Here is a 15,537-nt window from a genome sequence, read left to right as displayed (position 1 = left end):
ACGCCCTGTGGCCGCATCTCAATGATCCGTTAAGGATTTTGCTGCCAGCTAAAGGTGTAGCGAAGCTGGCGTGTCTGCAAAATGAATTTCGGTGAAACGCTGGGGCTCCAGGAATCGTCGCCGCCCACGCCCATATGGAACGCGTCGAGGTTGAGCCAGCACCCCGGCTCTTCCCGCAGCAGATGGTGATGGGTTGTCTCCCGCAGCTGATGCTGGCTGTAGCGGCTCACCGAGAAATGGAACCGGCCATGTAGCTGATGCGTTCCCAGCACCAGCTCCCGCGTATCACAGCGCAAACCATTTTCCGTCGGGAAGATATACGGCGTGTGCATCTCCGCCAGGGGTAATGTCCAGCGTCCCTGCTGTGCCGCCAGCGTTCTGTCCGGGTAGTTTTCATGCGGCCCCAGCCCCAGCCAGGACACATTTTCCGGCGTTTCGGCGAGATGAACGCTCAGGCCAATGCGTGCGGGTTCCGGGATATCGGACGCAATATCCACCTGAATATCGCCGTGCAGCCTCCCGTGGTCATCCACCCGCCAGACTTTACGGCTCAGGAACAGCGTTTTGCCATGATACTCCCCGACGTGAAGGGTGTTGACCACAACTTCGCCCGCATGCTGCTCTGCCTCACAGTACAGAACGCGCGAGGTGAAATTGTACATGCCCACCGCTTTCCAGCGTTCAACCCAGGCATTCGGATCGATCCTCGTCGCTTCACTCACGCCAATATCATTGTCCAGCGGCGCACGGCTGACGTTATCCGTCAAAGGTGACATCAGCGTTTCCACGCCATTTCGCCACCATTGGGTCAGGTTTCCGGATGCACGATCGAACTGCCAGCGCTGATGACCATGCGCGATCGCCAGGATGCGGTCGTTTTGCGTCAAAACCGGCGGCTCGCCCGCAGAGGCTGGCGGTGCGACAAACAGCGGAGACGGAAGCGGCCACTGCTCCCACGCGCAGCGATGGTCAGCCGGTGACCACGGCGTTGCACGCGGCTGGCGCACTTCAACATTCAGCCAGACTTCCCCCGATTCGGCTTTCAATACCGGCAGAGCGATCTCCAGACGCTGAACACCTTCAGGGGCTATCGCCAGCGTCACCTCGCCCGAAGCCAGTACCTTCCCATCCCGGGCGACCGTCCAGCTCAGCACTTCGTTATCGGTATGGCGGAACAGGTAGCCGCTTTGCACCTCAATCACCAGCGGAGAGGTGCTGACCCGCGTAAAGGTGAAGAACTGCTGCGCGCGCTGCGCCTCGTACAGCGCCGGGTGCGGCGTGCGATCGGGGAAGACCAGCCCATTCAGGCAGAACTGTCGGTCGTTTGGCTTATCGCCAAAGTCCCCGCCGTATGCCCAGAACGAATTGCCCTTTTCATCTTGCTTCGTCAGAGCCTGATCGACCCAGTCCCAGACAAATCCCCCCTGCAGGCGAGGGTGGCTGCGAAACGCCTGCCAGTATTTCGCGAACCCGCCGAAGCTGTTCCCCATCGCGTGCGCGTATTCGCAGAGGATCAGCGGGCGTGTTTCATCCGGCATGCCGATCCATTTCTTGATTGACCATTTAGGCACTGCCGGGAAGGGCTGATCCTGATCGACCCGGGCATACATCGGACAGACAATATCGGTCGCCGCCGTGTTCGCGCCGCCGCCTTCATACTGTACCGGACGCGTCGGATCCGTGGATTTCACCCAGCGATACAGCGCATCGTGGTTTGCACCGTGGCCGGACTCATTGCCCAGCGACCAGATGATAATTGAGGGATGATTACGATCGCGCTGCACCATACGGGTCACGCGCTCGCTCATGGCGGGCAGCCAGCGCGGATCGTCAGCAAGGCGGCTCATCGGCACCATGCCGTGGGTTTCGATGTTGGCTTCGTCAACAACGTACAGCCCATAGCGGTCGCAAAGCCGGTACCACAGCGGATGATTCGGGTAATGCGAGCAGCGCACGGCGTTGAAGTTGTGCTGCTTCATGATCTCGATATCGCGACGCATCGTCGCTTCGTCCATCACCTGGCCGTTTTCCGGATGATGCTCGTGCCGGTTAACCCCGCGGATCAACAGCGGTTTACCGTTGAGCTTCAGCAGGCCGTTGCTGATTTCAACCCGGCGGAAGCCGACATCGCAGGCTTCCGTCTCCAGCACGTTGCCCTGCGCATCCAAAAGCGCGATCGTCAGGCGATAGAGTTCCGGGGTTTCCGCACTCCATAACGCCGGGGCTGTAACCGGGATCGCCGCCGTTAACCGCTCGGCCCAGTTGCCGCGCTCGTCCACAATGGCAGAGCCTGGCCGTTGGGTGGTGCTGCCACAGCGTTCACCGTTGCGCCACAGCGTTATCGCCACGTCGCACTCCGCGTAGTCAGCGCCTGTCAACGCGACCTTGACTTTCAGCACCGCGCGGTCCAGTTCCGCATTCAGATCGGTGACCACATGATAATCCGCAATGTGCGTCTCCGGCTTATGCAGCAGGGAGACATCACGGAAAATGCCGCTCATGCGCCACATGTCCTGATCTTCCAGATAGCTGCCGTCGCACCAGCGCAAGACCATGACCGCCAGGCGGTTCTGCCCTGGGCGTAATGCCGCCGAGAGATCAAACTCGGCGGGCAATCGACTGTCCTGGGAATAGCCTATCCACTGCCCGTTGCACCACAGATGGAAAGCCGAGTTCACGCCATCAAAAATAATTCGGGTTTGCCCGCTCTGAAGCCAGGCGTCATCCACGTCGAATGTGAGCGAGTAACAACCTGTCGGGTTTTCCTGCGGTACAAAAGGCGGGTTAACGGGGATCGGATAGGTGACATTGGTATAGATGGGTGTATCGAACCCCTGCATCTGCCAGTTCGACGGCACGGGCATCGCGACGACATCAGCGCAATCTTCGGTGACCCATGCCTGAGGAACCCGCTCGGGAGCAGAAAAGTAGCTAAACCGCCAGATCCCGTTGAGGGAGTGCCTGCTGAGGGATCCAGCGTCATCCCTGGCGGAAGATTCATTACGCCAGCTGTGCAACGGCGCGTGTGCGGGCAGGCGGTTCCACTGGGTAACGCCGGGGTTTTCCCAGTCCCGACGGGCCAGGATGTCGCTGAGGGTCAGCGAAGGTGTATGAGACATATCAACCTCTTTGCGAAGCGCTCACAATTTTGGTTAACATGCCCTGGCACTCTGCGACGGTAAAGCGTTCGATCGCAGGGTAGCGAGTCCGATCACAAAGTTTTATTTGCGGGCAAGCTGCTCGGCCAGAAGTGCCAGACTTCTGAGCTGCTGCGCCAGATCCTCGCGTTCGGCCTGCTGCGGCGCGCGGCGCGCGGTGGAATGCCGGGTAACCAGCGCCACCGGCAGCTGAACCTGCCAGCACGTCTCGCCTTCGGTGGGGGCCAGCAGCCACTCCACGCTGCGTTCGCCCGCCTCGCGAAATGCCTGGCGAATGGTCGTCAGCGGCGGGGAAAACCAGGCGCTGTCAGCCGTATCGTCGAACCCAACCACCGACATCTGACCTGGAATCGCGATCCCCTTTTCAGCACAGGCGCGCATCACTCCGAGCGCCATTTGATCGTTCGCCACCAGAATGGCATCCGGCAATGCGCTACCCGACAGCAGCACATGCCCTTTCTCATAACCGCTGGCCGCGCTCCAGTCTCCATAAGCCACCGCAGCGGCGTCATGCCCCGCGCGGGCCAGAGCCGCTTTCCAACCTGCCAGACGCGCCCGAGCAGAGACCGAGCTTTCCGGCCCGCTCAGCAGGGCAATATGCTGATGCCCCAGTGAAAGCAGGTGCTCAACGCCCAGATGCGCACCCTGACTGGCGTTAAAGACGAGGCTGTTTACCTGTGCTGAAGGCGAGACATCAAGGAACAGCACCGGAACGGGTGATGCCAGCGCCCTGAGCGCTTCAGCGTCAGGATCGTCGAGCGGCACATTCACCAGCAACGCCTCCACCCGCTGTGCCAGCAGCGCCTGAAGCGCGGCCTGACACTGCTGCGGCTGCTCCACCATGGAAATGAGGACGCTCGCCCCTTTTTCGGCCGCACGTGATTTTACCGCCGACACAATTTGCGAGGGCGCATGCAGGGCAAGATCGGTGGTGATGAGTCCCAGCGTGCGGGTGCGTTTACCCGCCAGCTGCTGTGCCCGCAGGTTAGGCACGTAGTGCAGCTCCGCCATCGCCTGCTGCACCTTTTCCCGCGTGCGGGCAGAGACATGCTCGGCGTCGTTAATGACGCGAGAGACGGTCTGATAAGAAACCCCCGCAAGGAGGGCGACATCATAGAGAGTGATCGCTTTCATGCATTGTGGCATCGCGTGAGTCGTGGCCCATTATTGTGGCACAGCGACGCCGTTAAAGCATGTGAGCGCTTCGCAAAATTAGACAACCCGCTCCGGCTGCGCGATTTCAGCAACGCGCGGCTTCTGGCGGAACCAGGGCAGACAGAGCTGGATAAGTGGGCCAATGGTCAGGGCATACACGACCGTTCCCACCCCAAACGTGCCGCCAAGCACGCACCCAATCAGCAGGACGGACACCTCAATGGAGGTGCGCACGCTGCGAATGGACCACCCCAGCCGGGCATGAATGCCGGTCATCAGACCGTCGCGCGGGCCAGGCCCAAAACCGGCGCCAATGTACATGCTGGTCGCAATCGCGTTCATCACGATGCCCGACACCAGGAAAGCGATGCGAACAGGTAACGAATCCAGTTCCGGAATAAGCGCCATGCTGGCGTCCGCCGCCAGACCAATACAAATCACGTTGCTGATGGTGCCCAGGCCCGGCATCTGGCGCAGGGGGATCCACAGCAGCAGCACCGCAGCACCGGTTAAAATGATCACCGTCCCGATGGTCATCCCCAGCTGTATCCCCACCCCAAGGTGAAAAACATCCCAGGGATCGACACCCAAATCGGAACGAATAAACATCGCGGTGGACAGGCCATACAGTCCTAAACCGACATAGAGTTGTAGCAGACGACGTACCATTTTTATCTTCTCCAGTGAACCAGGCTTTCATCCTGACCTAAAATGGCACTATGATTAATGTCCAGTTTTCAAATAGTGGACTGCATATGTCATCACGTCGCTTCGGAAGCCAGTCTCTGGTACGCCTTTTAGGCCACTGGCAGCAAACCTCATCCCGCACGCCGCTCTGGCGACAGCTGGCCGATGCGCTGCGCCTGTTAATTCTTGATGGACGTCTGGCACTGAATACACGGCTACCGGGAGAGCGCGAGCTGGCCACGGCGCTGGACGTAAGCCGGACCACCATCAGCAGCGCCCTCGCCCATCTGCGCGAGGAGGGATATCTAGAGAGCCGCCACGGCAGCGGGTCACGCGTGCTCCTCCCGGATACGCGCGCCGTTCCCACGCTTTCCGCGGCGAGTGCTGCACTGGATCTCTCCACTGCCGCCCTCAATGCCGGGCCGGAGATCCACCAGGCGTATACCCATGCGCTCACGGCCATTACGCAGCACCTCTCGCTGACGGGCTACGATCAGCTAGGACTGCCAACGCTACGGGAGGCCATCGCTGCGCGTTATACCGCGCGGGGCCTTCCCACCCGTGCGGACGAAGTGATGGTGGTCAACGGCGCCGTCAGCGGCTTCGCGCTGGTCCTGCGGATGATGACCGGGCCCGGGGATCGCGTCGTGGTCGATCACCCCACCTATCCGCTGGCGATTGCCGCCATTCAGGGCGCGCAGTGTCGGCCCGTGGGGGTGTCGCTGCCGGAAACGGGCTGGGATACGGATGGCTTCGCCGCCACGCTTGCCCAAACCGCGCCGCGCCTGGCGTATCTGATGCCTGATTTTCATAACCCCACCGGGCGCTGTATGGATATCGCGACGCGCCAGGCCATTACCGATATTGCTGCGCAAACCCGTACGGCGCTGGTGGTGGATGAAACGATGGTGGATCTCTGGTTTGACGCCCCTCCTCCGCCTCCGCTAGCCTCCTTTAACCCGCAGGCCACCGTCATCACCTTAGGCTCCGCCGGAAAAAGTTTCTGGGGCGGGCTGCGTCTCGGCTGGATCCGCGCCTCCTCGCGCACGATCGCCACGCTTGCCCAGACGCGAGATACCCTCGATTTAGGTTCGCCGCTGCTGGAACAGCTGGCGGCGCTGTGGCTCATCAACAACAGCGAGACGTTTCTACCCGCCCGCCGCAAAATGCTGGCGGAACGACGCAATCGATGCGGTGAACTGCTGCGTGAACATTTCCCGGACTGGAAATTCCATGAAGCGGAAGGCGGGCTCTCTTACTGGATCGAGCTACCGGGCATGCTGGCGACACAGCTTGCCGCGCGGGCTGAGATTCTGGGGATTAATCTGGGAACCGGTACGCGGTTTGGCTTATCGGGCGCGTTTGACCGCTATTTGCGGATGCCCTTCTCGCTCGAACCAACAGAGCTTGAACAGGCGCTGCTGAGGATTAAACCGTTATGGCTCGCCCTGAATAAAAACGTGCCAGCCGTTAAACGCAGCGTGATTTAATATTAAAAGTTTGAAGCCGATCATAAAAAATAAAAACTGCTGACTGTCACGGATACAGTCAGCAGTTTTCACCCATCCGGAATTAATGCTGAGCAGGAATAGGAAAACCTTTCAGTGAAATAACGAAGTTTTCACCGTCTTTCTTTATTTTTGCGCCAGTATCACACCAGTCAGACGCAATACGAAAGAACTCATCACTTCCGACATTCCAGCCAAGACGTACATGCTTCACGTAGCCTGAACGCAGCAGATCGCAGGCCTCTTTGTAGTCACTGGCAGTTGACAGTTGTTGTTTCATTTTCTCTTCTTCAGAAGTTTACGTAGAGCCTTGATTTCTTTAGGAGTAAATGGAGAAACACTCTCTTCTTCCGTATGCTGATTATCAATATCCTCTTCCGATACTCCCGCCTCTTCTACTGCTTCGAACGCCAGCAGCAGCAGTTTCTCTGTCGTCACGCTTAAGTTCTCGTTATTCACTTCCGCATAGTGGCGAAGCCTTTCTTTTAGCGCGTCATCAATCTTAACGTTTAATACCGCTGTAGCCATGTTTGTCACTTCCCTTCGGAATAAGTACTTTATTTAATACACGAAGTTAACAATGTTATCCAGATATATATTTTTTTGAGTTATGCCAGAAAATAAACGGCCAATGATAAAATGCCCGACTATTATTACAGGTTTATGACAATAATATTTCAGCACGATGAAATATATATTACACGATATAGGCATACTATTATTGTGGGATAGCCGTCAAAAGTGAGAGGTGAAAGCAGGAAGATTTTGTGAGGGCGGAAATGGGTGGGGGCCCTGCCAGCTACATCCCGGCACACACGTCGTCTGCCCTGGCTGCTTCCTTCCGGACCTGACCTGGTGAACAGAGTAGCGTTGCGGGAGAACCAACAGAGCCCCCATTGAGAGCGTTGATAACCAACGCGCTGGCGCATTATCCCTGTGCGAAGGCCCAATTGCAAGCCGCCAGGAACCGGATGCTGGTTTCTTGCGCAAACAGGCGCAGCAATCATGACGATCTTCGTTTACCATGGCTCTCCAGAAACTCCCCACAGGTGAAGGTATGGACGAGCACGACTCCTTTCCACAGCGCGTATGGCAAATCGTGGCTTCAATCCCGGAGGGCTATGTCACCACCTATGGTGATGTCGCGCGCCTGGCCGGTTCCCCGCGCGCGGCGCGACAGGTTGGAGGCGTCCTGAAACGGCTGCCGGAAGGCAGTACGCTGCCCTGGCATCGGGTGGTGAACCGTCATGGCGTCATCTCACTCACCGGGCCGGATCTCCAGCGTCAGCGTCAGGCGTTAATTTCAGAGGGGGTGCAGGTGTCAGGGTCGGGTCAGATCGATTTGCAGAAGTACCGGTGGGTGTATTAACCCCTCTCCCGAAAGAGAGGGGGATACCCATTACATCTGAGTGGGTGGGGTTGGCAGGGACGGCTGATTGGTCTGCGGTGCGATCGGCACTTCGGTCTGCTGCACAGGCACCAGGTTCAGGTCGATTTTGGTCCCACCGTTGTTAATCGCTTCCTGGACCGTATCGGTGATAAACACCAGCTTACCGTTGATGGTGACCGCTGCGCTCAGCAGAATACGGGCATTAGGCTGCACGTCCGACGGGTTATACGGCAACACGAAGCTAAACGGCGCCTGCTTGCCTTCAGTACGGACGGCACGCTGAGCCACGACTTTCGACGGCGCGTCGGCCAGGGAAGCATCAGACAGCGTCACCGTTAATACCGCATCCGGCGGCAACGCAACTTTCTGTTTAATCCAGATGGTACCGGAAACGTTAGGCTGCTGAATGGACTGCTGCGAAAGGGTATTAATCCCGTTCGGGTCAGCTGCTGGCACTGGCACCTGGGCGCTCTTACCGGCACAGGCGGACAACGCCACCGCAATCGCTACACCACTTAGCATAGGCACGAGTTTCATTGAAGTCTCCTTATCATCAATGCACCAGCGGGATCGATCCCATCCGATGTCGTTTCAATCACATAACGTAGTTAAGTGTGGCACAACTCACTGATTAATGCCTGAAATCATCCCGATATTCAGATTATTCTACCCATCGGACCACTTTCATTTCTGCGTTATACTCTGCCTATCTTTCGCTACGGCGTTTATTGAGGACAACTATGAGTCAGGCACTGAACAATCTGCTGACATTACTGAATCTGGAAAAAATTGAGGAAGGACTCTTTCGCGGACAAAGCGAAGATTTAGGTTTACGCCAGGTCTTCGGTGGGCAAGTCGTTGGACAAGCGCTGTACGCTGCAAAGGAGACTGTCCCGGCAGACCGTCTGGTGCATTCATTCCACAGCTACTTCTTACGCCCTGGCGATAGCGCGAAACCCATCGTGTATGACGTTGAAGTTCTGCGAGACGGTAGCAGCTTCAGCGCGCGCCGCGTCGCGGCCATTCAGAACGGTAAGCCGATCTTTTACATGACCGCCTCCTTCCAGGCGCCAGAGCCGGGTTATGAGCATCAGAAAGTCATGCCCCCTGCCCCCTCGCCGGACGATCTCAAATCGGAAACGGATATCGCTCGCGCCCTGGCGCATCTGCTGCCGCCGCAGGTCAAAGAGAAGTTTCTCTGCGATAAGCCGCTTGAGATCCGCCCCGTCGAATTCCACAACCCGATGAAAGGCCACACCGCCGAGCCAAAACGCCAGGTGTGGATCCGCGCCAACGGCACCGTGCCGGAAGATTTCCGCGTCCATCAGTATCTGCTGGGCTATGCGTCTGACTTCAACTTCCTGCCGGTGGCGCTGCAGCCGCACGGCGTCGGCTTCCTCGAAAAAGGGATGCAGGTCGCGACCATCGATCACTCGATGTGGTTCCACCGTCCCTTCAACATGAATGAGTGGCTGCTCTACAGCGTGGAGAGTACGTCGGCATCCAGTGCCCGCGGGTTTGTGCGTGGGGAGTTTTATACTCAAGACGGCGTGCTGGTCGCTTCAACGGTGCAGGAAGGGGTGATGCGTAACAGAGGTTGATGTAAAAAGCCCGGTGGCGCGACGCTTACCGGGCCTACGTTTTGTGCTGTTGTAGGCCGGGTAAGGCGAAGCCGCCACCCGGCAAGACACTCAGATCATGCGTTATACGCATTCTCGCCGTGGCTGTTCACATCCAGACCTTCGCGTTCCTGCTCTTCCGGTACGCGCAGACCGACCGTCATGTCCGCCAGCTTGTAGCCGATGAACGCGACAACCGCAGACCACACCACGGTGATAGCAATACTTTCCAGCTGCACCAGCACCTGATGAACCATGGTGACGCCTTCTGCATAGCCCACACCACCGAGCGATTTCGCCGCGAAGATACCGGTCATGATACAGCCGACAATCCCGCACACGCCGTGAACGCCAAATACATCGCAAGGGTCATCCACGCGCAGCAGACGTTTCAGTGCGGTCACGCCCCACAGACCCGCCAGACCGGACACCAGACCGACCAGCAGCGCGCCGCCGACACCGACATAACCACACGCAGGGGTGATACCAACCAGACCCGCAATCGCCCCCGAGCAGGCACCCAGCAGGGAAGGTTTACCGCGCACCGCCCACTCGCCAAACACCCAGGAGAGGATTGCGCCCGCCGTGGCCACCACGGTGTTCACGAAGGCCAGTGCGGCAATTTCGTTCGCGGCACTGGCTGAGCCGGCGTTGAAGCCAAACCAGCCAAAGTAGAGGATCGCGGTACCGGTAAAGACCATCGGCAGGTTGTGCGGTTTGAACGCTTCTTTACCGAAGCCCACGCGTTTGCCAATGAGGTATGCGCCCACCAGACCCGCGACCGCGGCGTTAATGTGAACAACGGTACCGCCCGCGAAGTCCAGCGCACCGTGCGTCGCCAGCAGACCGCCACCCCAGACCATGTGCGCAATCGGCACATAGGAGAGCGTCAGCCAGACCACCACGAAGATCAGGACCGCAGAGAAACGAATACGCTCGGCGAGCGCGCCCACAATCAGCCCGACGGTAATGCAGGCGAAGGAGCCCTGGAACGCCACGTGAATATACTGATAGAAGCTGCCCATCAGCGCGGTCAGTTCAATGTTTTTCAGCATCACCCAGTCGAAGTTACCAAAGAACGCGTTGCCCGTGCCGAACGCCAGCGAGTAACCGTAAACCACCCACAGCACGCAGACCAGTGCGAACGTCACGGCAACCTGCGTCAGCATGGAGAGAACGTTTTTGCCACGGATCAGGCCGCCGTAGAACAGCGCAATGCCCGGAATGGACATGAACAGCACCAGCGCGGTGCTGATCATCATAAAGGCGTTATCGGCTTTGTCGGCCACCGCTGGGGCAGCAGCCAGCGCCAGGCCCGGCAGCAGCGCCAGCGAACCCAGACCCGTTTTAAGTGTTGCTATCTTCATTTTCTCGATCCCTATCACTGTGTGCCAGGCGTTAATTACAGAGCCGCTTCGTCAGATTCGCCGGTACGGATGCGAATGACGCGCTGCAGTTCGGCAACGAAAATTTTGCCGTCGCCAATTTTGCCGGTGTAGGCCGCTTTGCTAATGACATCAATGACTTCATCAAGCTGATCGTCAGCAATCGCGACATCAATTTTTACTTTTGGCAGAAAGTTAACGCTGTATTCCGCCCCGCGATAAAGCTCGGCATGACCCTTCTGACGACCAAAGCCTTTCACTTCGGTGACAGTCAGTCCCTGAATACCCATTGAAGACAATGCTTCACGCACGTCTTCGAGTTTGAATGGTTTGATTACAACCGTAACCAGCTTCATAGATCCCCTCCAGTCAGAATTCGGTAATGGCCGCAGCTTACGCGGAAGGTATTGCAAGGGATGTGCCAGAAATGAAAACGGGAGGGAATCGCGGTGCGATGTGCGTTACACGGTCCTGATAAATGAACCGGTGAAAAAAAACGCACCATGCCGGTGCAGGGTGCGTTTCAGTTTTGCACCAACAGGAATGACTGTTAGCGCGGCGCCTCATTTTAGTGCATCAGGCGCTAAGCGACTCTTCATCACGCGCGCTGGCGGCCAGCTCTTCGCCCGCCAGCTGTAGCTGGTACATCTGCCAGTAGCGCCCTTTTGCTTCCAGCAGCTCGCGGTGCGTACCGCGCTCCACGGCCTGTCCGCGATGCAGCACCAGAATAGTGTCCGCGTCGACGATGGTGGAAAGACGGTGGGCAATCACCACCAGCGTCGTATGGTCGTGTACGGCGGCCAGCGCCTGCTGAATCGCCTGCTCGGTACCGGAATCTATGCTGGCCGTAGCTTCGTCAAGAATCAGCACCTGCGGCGTTTCAATCAGGACGCGCGCCAGCGCCAGGAGCTGTTTTTGCCCCACGGAAAGATTGTTGCCCTGCTCGCCCAGCTTCGTGTTGATCCCGTCGCTGAACCCGCGCGCCAGCTCTGCCAGCTGCACCGTTTCCAGTACTGCCCAAACCTGCTCCTCCGAATAGTCCCGTCCCAGGGTTACGTTGGCAAAGAAGGTATCGGCCAGTACGACCGGATCCTGCTGCACCATCGCAACGCCTTTGCGTAACACCGTGTGGCTAAGAGACGCGAGCGGGCGCCCGTCGAGGCGGATTTCGCCTTGCGTGACCGGGTAGTAGCCCATCAACAGGCTGGCGAGCGTGCTTTTACCGCTGCCGGTATGACCCACCAGCGCGACGAAACCGCGCGACGGAACGTCAAGCGTGATGTCCTGCAACACCAGACGGTCTTCACGATAGGCAAACGAGACGTTATCAAAGGCGATAGTCCCGCTTTGCAGAGGTCGCTCATCATTGCCGTAGGCCTGACGCGGCCTGTCCATCAGCTCAAAGACGCGCTCACCGGCGACGACCGCCTGTTGCAGCATCGATTGCTGCGTAGTGAGCTCGATCAGCGGCTCGTTGAGGCGTCCCAGATAGCTAATAAAAGCGTACAGCACGCCCACCTCAATCGTACCGTTTGAGCTCAGGCCAAAGAGCATCAGCAGCCCACACAGCACCAGCGCTGAGAACAGGCTCAGCAGCGGTCGCAGCAGGAAACCGTCCAGGCGCAGCGTCTGCATACGCGCCATATAGTGCGAACGGCTGGCTTCGCCCATGCGCTCGCCAAAGCGCGCCTGCTGGCGGAACTGCTGGATGACGCTCATGCCGTTAATCACTTCGTTGAAGCCATCGTTGATGTCGGCCAGATAGGCGCGAACCCGACGCACAATCGGCGTGCTGTAACGCTGGTAAATCACCATGACGATCAGCACCGCCGGGAAGATAGTGATCGCCACCAGCGCCATGCGCCAGTCGAGGCTGAACATCGCCACCAGCATCGCGCCAATCAGCGCCGCGCTGCGTAATACCGTCGCGACTACGGTGACGTACAGATCGCGGATCACCTCGGTATCGTTGGTTACGCGCGAAATCACCTGCCCGACCGGCTGGATATCAAACTCGCTGAGCGGCTGGCGAAGCGCCGCGTCCATGACATCGGTACGCAGCTGCTGAACGACGCCCACGGCGGCCCGGTTAAACAGCAGCGACTGAGCATAATGCAATCCTGCCGCCGTCAGCTGTAAGCCAACGTAGGCCACGCCTAACCCCGCCACTAGCCCGAGCGGCAGGTAGCTTTTGGCGACCATATTATCGATGAAGTAGCTGATGAGCAGCGGACCGCTCACTTCGGCAATCGCCGCAATCCAGAGTAAAAGCACAGCAACGGAGAGCGGTTTACGCCACGGCGAGCCGTAGGCCAGCAGACGTTTGAGCGTCGGCCACATCGTTCCGAGCTTACGCATTGGCGGCCTCCTCATCCTGCTCCGGCGCATCGTCAAGCGCCGCTTCAAGCTGTTGATAGCGGTACATATCGCGATACCAGCCCGGCTGCTCGGCCAGCGCGTCATGCTGCCCGCGCTGGGCAATATGGCCGTGCTGCAATACCAGAATTTCGCTGGCTTCGGTAAGCGCTGACAAACGGTGGGCACTGATGATTATCGTGCGTCCGTCACCCCACTGGCGCAGGTTATGCAGGATCTGATGCTCGGTACGGCCATCCACGGCGGAGAGCGCATCATCCAGGATCAGGATTTCCGCATTCAGCAGCAGCGCGCGGGCAATGGAGATACGCTGTTTTTGCCCGCCGGACAGCATGACGCCGCGTTCCCCGACTTCGGTGTCGTAGCCCTGCGGCAGGCGCAAAATGTCATCATGTACGCTGGCTAAACGCGCCACATGCTCGATCTCTTCCTGCGTTGCTGCCGGGCACCCAAGCGCGATGTTGTTCGCCACGGTGTCAGAAAAAAGAAACGGCGTCTGGCTGACAACCGCCAGGCGACCACGCCACTCATCCAGCAGCAGGCTGGTGAGCGGAATATCATGGAAGCGAATATCACCCTGCGTGACGTCAAAGTGGCGCTGGAGCAGCGACAGCACGGTACTTTTACCGGATCCCGTCGGGCCACAGATGCCCAGCATCTGGCCGGGCTGCAGCGTAAAGCTGACGTTCTCCAGCACCGGATGCTCCGTATGCGGATAGACAAACTTGCGGACGTCGACATGCATGACGCCGCGCCCTTCCGGTACGGCTTCGCTACCGTCGATGACCACCGGCGCTTCGGCCAGCATGGCGCGAATGCGGCTATAGGCGGCACTGCCGCGCTCCACAATGTTAAACATCCAGGCCAGCGCCAGCATCGGCCAGATCATCAGCCCCAGATACATGGCAAAGCTGGTCAATTGCCCCAGGGTGAGCGTGCCCTGTACCACCATCCAGCTGCCGCCGCCAATGGCCAGCAGGTTTGCCATACCGATTGCGATATAGATCGTCGGGTCAAAGCGAGCGTCAATACGCGCGACGCGCATGTTCTTCGCTCCCGTGTCCGCGGCATCGGCCGCAAACAGCGCTGATTGCCGGTCCTCCAGGCCAAACGCCTTGATCATGCGGATGCTGGTCATGCTCTCCTGGGTGCGATCGTTCAGCGACGAAAACGCCGCCTGCGCCAGCTTGAAGCGCTCGTGCAATTGTTCGCCATAGCGATTGATCGCCAGCGCCATGAGCGGCATCGGCAGCAGGGCCAGCAGGGTCAACTGCCAGCTGATCTGCGTGGACATGACGATCAGCACCGCACAGCCCATCACCAGCGAGTCCACCAGCGTCAACACCCCTTCCCCGGCGGCAAAGACCACGCGGTCAACGTCGTTAGTGGCGCGCGCGATAAGATCCCCGGTGCGGTGGCGCAGATAGAATTCGGGATGCTGTCGGCTCAGCTGGTGATAAAAATCTTCGCGCAGCTCAACGGCCAGCTGATAGGACGCACCAAACAGCAGCACGCGCCAGACGTAGCGCAGCAGATAAACAATGACCGCCGTCAGCACCAGCGTGCCAACCCACATCAACACCCGTGCGGTGGTGTAATGCTGTTCGGTGACGCCATCCACGACGTAGCCCACCACTTTCGGCGGGATCAGCTGCAGGATGGCAATGATAATAAGCAGGGCGACTGCACCGAGGTAGCGTTGCCACTCCCGACGAAAGTACCAGCTTAATTGGGCAAATAATCGCACGCGGTTTGTTCCTGAAGGTATTTTACGAAGTTATTCAATAGGTAATGCTGTGGTGTATTTAATCTGTTCCATGGCGAAGCTTGAGGTGACGTCCGATAACCCCGGCACGCTGTTCACCAGCCGCTTGTAGAAGTCATCATAGCGCTTCATGTCGGCCACCTGGACGCGCATCAGGTAATCGTACTCGCCGGCCATGCGCCAGAAACCGAGCACTTCGGGCATCTCAGACACCTGGGTGACGAAGCGGCAATACCACTCGCTGCTGTGATGCTGGGTTTTTATCAGCACAAATGCCGTCAACCCAAGCCCCAGTTTTTCGGGATCTAACAGCGCGACGCGCCCCAGAAGAATGCCGTCATCTTCCAGCTTCTTAAGACGCTTCCAGCACGGGGTGGTGGTCAGATTAACGGCATCTGCCAGCGCCTGCAAAGAGAGGGTACAGTCACTTTGCAGCAATGAAAGGAGCTTGCGGTCAATTTTATCTAGCATACCCACCTCACAGAGAAAATTTT

Annotated in this window: 13 protein-coding genes, 1 other RNA gene and 1 pseudogene; 3 read left to right on the top strand and 12 right to left on the bottom strand. The window is 58.4% G+C overall.

The features are described 5' to 3' along the window. Positions 1–29: 29 nt before the first annotated feature. The 3 genes from ACMGGU_RS03220 to ACMGGU_RS03210 form a co-directional block, all read right to left on the bottom strand. On the bottom strand, positions 30–3,119 hold the full coding sequence (locus tag ACMGGU_RS03220) for a beta-galactosidase (RefSeq protein ID WP_420300239.1): 3,090 nt from the start codon (positions 3,117–3,119) through the stop codon (positions 30–32). Positions 3,120–3,221: 102 nt separating this feature from the next. Continuing rightward, on the bottom strand, positions 3,222–4,292 hold the full coding sequence (locus ACMGGU_RS03215) for a LacI family DNA-binding transcriptional regulator (RefSeq protein ID WP_126534539.1): 1,071 nt from the start codon (positions 4,290–4,292) through the stop codon (positions 3,222–3,224). A 78-nt stretch (positions 4,293–4,370) separates the two neighbouring features. Next, on the bottom strand, positions 4,371–4,982 hold the full coding sequence (locus ACMGGU_RS03210) for a YczE/YyaS/YitT family protein (protein ID WP_032656565.1): 612 nt from the start codon (positions 4,980–4,982) through the stop codon (positions 4,371–4,373). 86 nt (positions 4,983–5,068) lie between these two features. On the opposite strand from ACMGGU_RS03210, the gene ACMGGU_RS03205 reads away from it, so the two are divergent. After that, on the top strand, positions 5,069–6,490 hold the full coding sequence (locus ACMGGU_RS03205) for a PLP-dependent aminotransferase family protein (RefSeq protein WP_420300238.1): 1,422 nt from the start codon (positions 5,069–5,071) through the stop codon (positions 6,488–6,490). Positions 6,491–6,572: 82 nt separating this feature from the next. Here ACMGGU_RS03205 and ACMGGU_RS03200 read toward each other — a convergent pair whose 3' ends face one another. The 3 genes from ACMGGU_RS03200 to ffs form a co-directional block, all read right to left on the bottom strand. Beyond that, positions 6,573–6,788: a hypothetical protein gene (locus ACMGGU_RS03200; protein ID WP_008503298.1), complete on the bottom strand. Its 216-nt coding sequence runs from the start codon at positions 6,786–6,788 to the stop codon at positions 6,573–6,575. Further along, the gene (locus ACMGGU_RS03195) at positions 6,785–7,036 is read right to left on the bottom strand and encodes a hypothetical protein (RefSeq protein ID WP_023310587.1); all 252 of its coding nucleotides are present in this window, start codon (positions 7,034–7,036) and stop codon (positions 6,785–6,787) included. The genes ACMGGU_RS03200 and ACMGGU_RS03195 overlap by 4 nt, the downstream gene beginning before the upstream one ends. Positions 7,037–7,298: 262 nt before the next feature. Further along, an RNA gene (gene ffs, locus ACMGGU_RS03190) (signal recognition particle sRNA small type) lies at positions 7,299–7,395 on the bottom strand. A gap of 84 nt (positions 7,396–7,479) precedes the next feature. Here ffs and ACMGGU_RS03185 point away from each other — a divergent pair. Further along, positions 7,480–7,877, top strand: a pseudogene (locus ACMGGU_RS03185) (MGMT family protein). 30 nt (positions 7,878–7,907) lie between these two features. Here the strand turns inward: ACMGGU_RS03185 and ACMGGU_RS03180 are convergent. Then, positions 7,908–8,435 carry a YbaY family lipoprotein gene (locus ACMGGU_RS03180; protein WP_045909766.1) on the bottom strand — a complete coding sequence of 176 codons (528 nt, stop codon included), beginning with the start codon at positions 8,433–8,435 and terminating at the stop codon, positions 7,908–7,910. A gap of 203 nt (positions 8,436–8,638) precedes the next feature. Between ACMGGU_RS03180 and tesB the strand changes: the two genes are divergently transcribed. Then, positions 8,639–9,499 carry an acyl-CoA thioesterase II gene (gene tesB / locus ACMGGU_RS03175; protein WP_420300237.1) on the top strand — a complete coding sequence of 287 codons (861 nt, stop codon included), beginning with the start codon at positions 8,639–8,641 and terminating at the stop codon, positions 9,497–9,499. A gap of 95 nt (positions 9,500–9,594) precedes the next feature. Here the strand turns inward: tesB and amtB are convergent, their stop codons facing one another. From amtB to ACMGGU_RS03150, 5 genes are all read right to left on the bottom strand, one after another. Then, a complete protein-coding gene (amtB, locus tag ACMGGU_RS03170; protein WP_047074530.1) occupies positions 9,595–10,884 on the bottom strand; it encodes an ammonium transporter AmtB in 1,290 nt (429 codons plus the stop codon). A gap of 35 nt (positions 10,885–10,919) precedes the next feature. Then, a complete protein-coding gene (gene glnK / locus ACMGGU_RS03165) occupies positions 10,920–11,258 on the bottom strand; it encodes a P-II family nitrogen regulator (RefSeq protein ID WP_008503304.1) in 339 nt (112 codons plus the stop codon). A 220-nt stretch (positions 11,259–11,478) separates the two neighbouring features. Beyond that, positions 11,479–13,260: a SmdB family multidrug efflux ABC transporter permease/ATP-binding protein gene (locus tag ACMGGU_RS03160; protein ID WP_395299842.1), complete on the bottom strand. Its 1,782-nt coding sequence runs from the start codon at positions 13,258–13,260 to the stop codon at positions 11,479–11,481. Next, positions 13,253–15,025: a SmdA family multidrug ABC transporter permease/ATP-binding protein gene (locus ACMGGU_RS03155; RefSeq protein WP_048030097.1), complete on the bottom strand. Its 1,773-nt coding sequence runs from the start codon at positions 15,023–15,025 to the stop codon at positions 13,253–13,255. The genes ACMGGU_RS03160 and ACMGGU_RS03155 overlap by 8 nt, the downstream gene beginning before the upstream one ends. A gap of 30 nt (positions 15,026–15,055) precedes the next feature. Beyond that, positions 15,056–15,514, bottom strand: a complete 459-nt coding sequence (locus ACMGGU_RS03150; RefSeq protein WP_008503307.1) for an Lrp/AsnC family transcriptional regulator — start codon at positions 15,512–15,514, stop codon at positions 15,056–15,058. Positions 15,515–15,537 lie beyond the last annotated feature (23 nt).

This window comes from Enterobacter sp. BNK-8, assembly GCF_048685095.1.
Taxonomy (GTDB): domain Bacteria; phylum Pseudomonadota; class Gammaproteobacteria; order Enterobacterales; family Enterobacteriaceae; genus Enterobacter; species Enterobacter quasiroggenkampii.
The sequence above is the reverse complement of the archived record's forward strand: the minus strand, read 5'-3'. Positions and strand labels throughout refer to the sequence as shown.

Bases quoted from the DNA above. Each gene is read 5' to 3' on its own strand.
- ACMGGU_RS03210 (WP_032656565.1), bottom strand. From the start codon at position 4,982: ATGGTACGTCGTCTGCTACAACTCTATGTCGGTTTAGGACTGTATGGC.
- tesB (WP_420300237.1), top strand. From the start codon at position 8,639: ATGAGTCAGGCACTGAACAATCTGCTGACATTACTGAATCTGGAAAAA.
- ACMGGU_RS03160 (WP_395299842.1), bottom strand. From the start codon at position 13,260: ATGCGTAAGCTCGGAACGATGTGGCCGACGCTCAAACGTCTGCTGGCC.
- ACMGGU_RS03180 (WP_045909766.1), bottom strand. From the start codon at position 8,435: ATGAAACTCGTGCCTATGCTAAGTGGTGTAGCGATTGCGGTGGCGTTG.
- glnK (WP_008503304.1), bottom strand. From the start codon at position 11,258: ATGAAGCTGGTTACGGTTGTAATCAAACCATTCAAACTCGAAGACGTG.
- ACMGGU_RS03195 (WP_023310587.1), bottom strand. From the start codon at position 7,036: ATGGCTACAGCGGTATTAAACGTTAAGATTGATGACGCGCTAAAAGAA.
- ACMGGU_RS03200 (WP_008503298.1), bottom strand. From the start codon at position 6,788: ATGAAACAACAACTGTCAACTGCCAGTGACTACAAAGAGGCCTGCGAT.
- ACMGGU_RS03220 (WP_420300239.1), bottom strand. From the start codon at position 3,119: ATGTCTCATACACCTTCGCTGACCCTCAGCGACATCCTGGCCCGTCGG.
- ACMGGU_RS03205 (WP_420300238.1), top strand. From the start codon at position 5,069: ATGTCATCACGTCGCTTCGGAAGCCAGTCTCTGGTACGCCTTTTAGGC.
- amtB (WP_047074530.1), bottom strand. From the start codon at position 10,884: ATGAAGATAGCAACACTTAAAACGGGTCTGGGTTCGCTGGCGCTGCTG.
- ACMGGU_RS03215 (WP_126534539.1), bottom strand. From the start codon at position 4,292: ATGAAAGCGATCACTCTCTATGATGTCGCCCTCCTTGCGGGGGTTTCT.
- ACMGGU_RS03150 (WP_008503307.1), bottom strand. From the start codon at position 15,514: ATGCTAGATAAAATTGACCGCAAGCTCCTTTCATTGCTGCAAAGTGAC.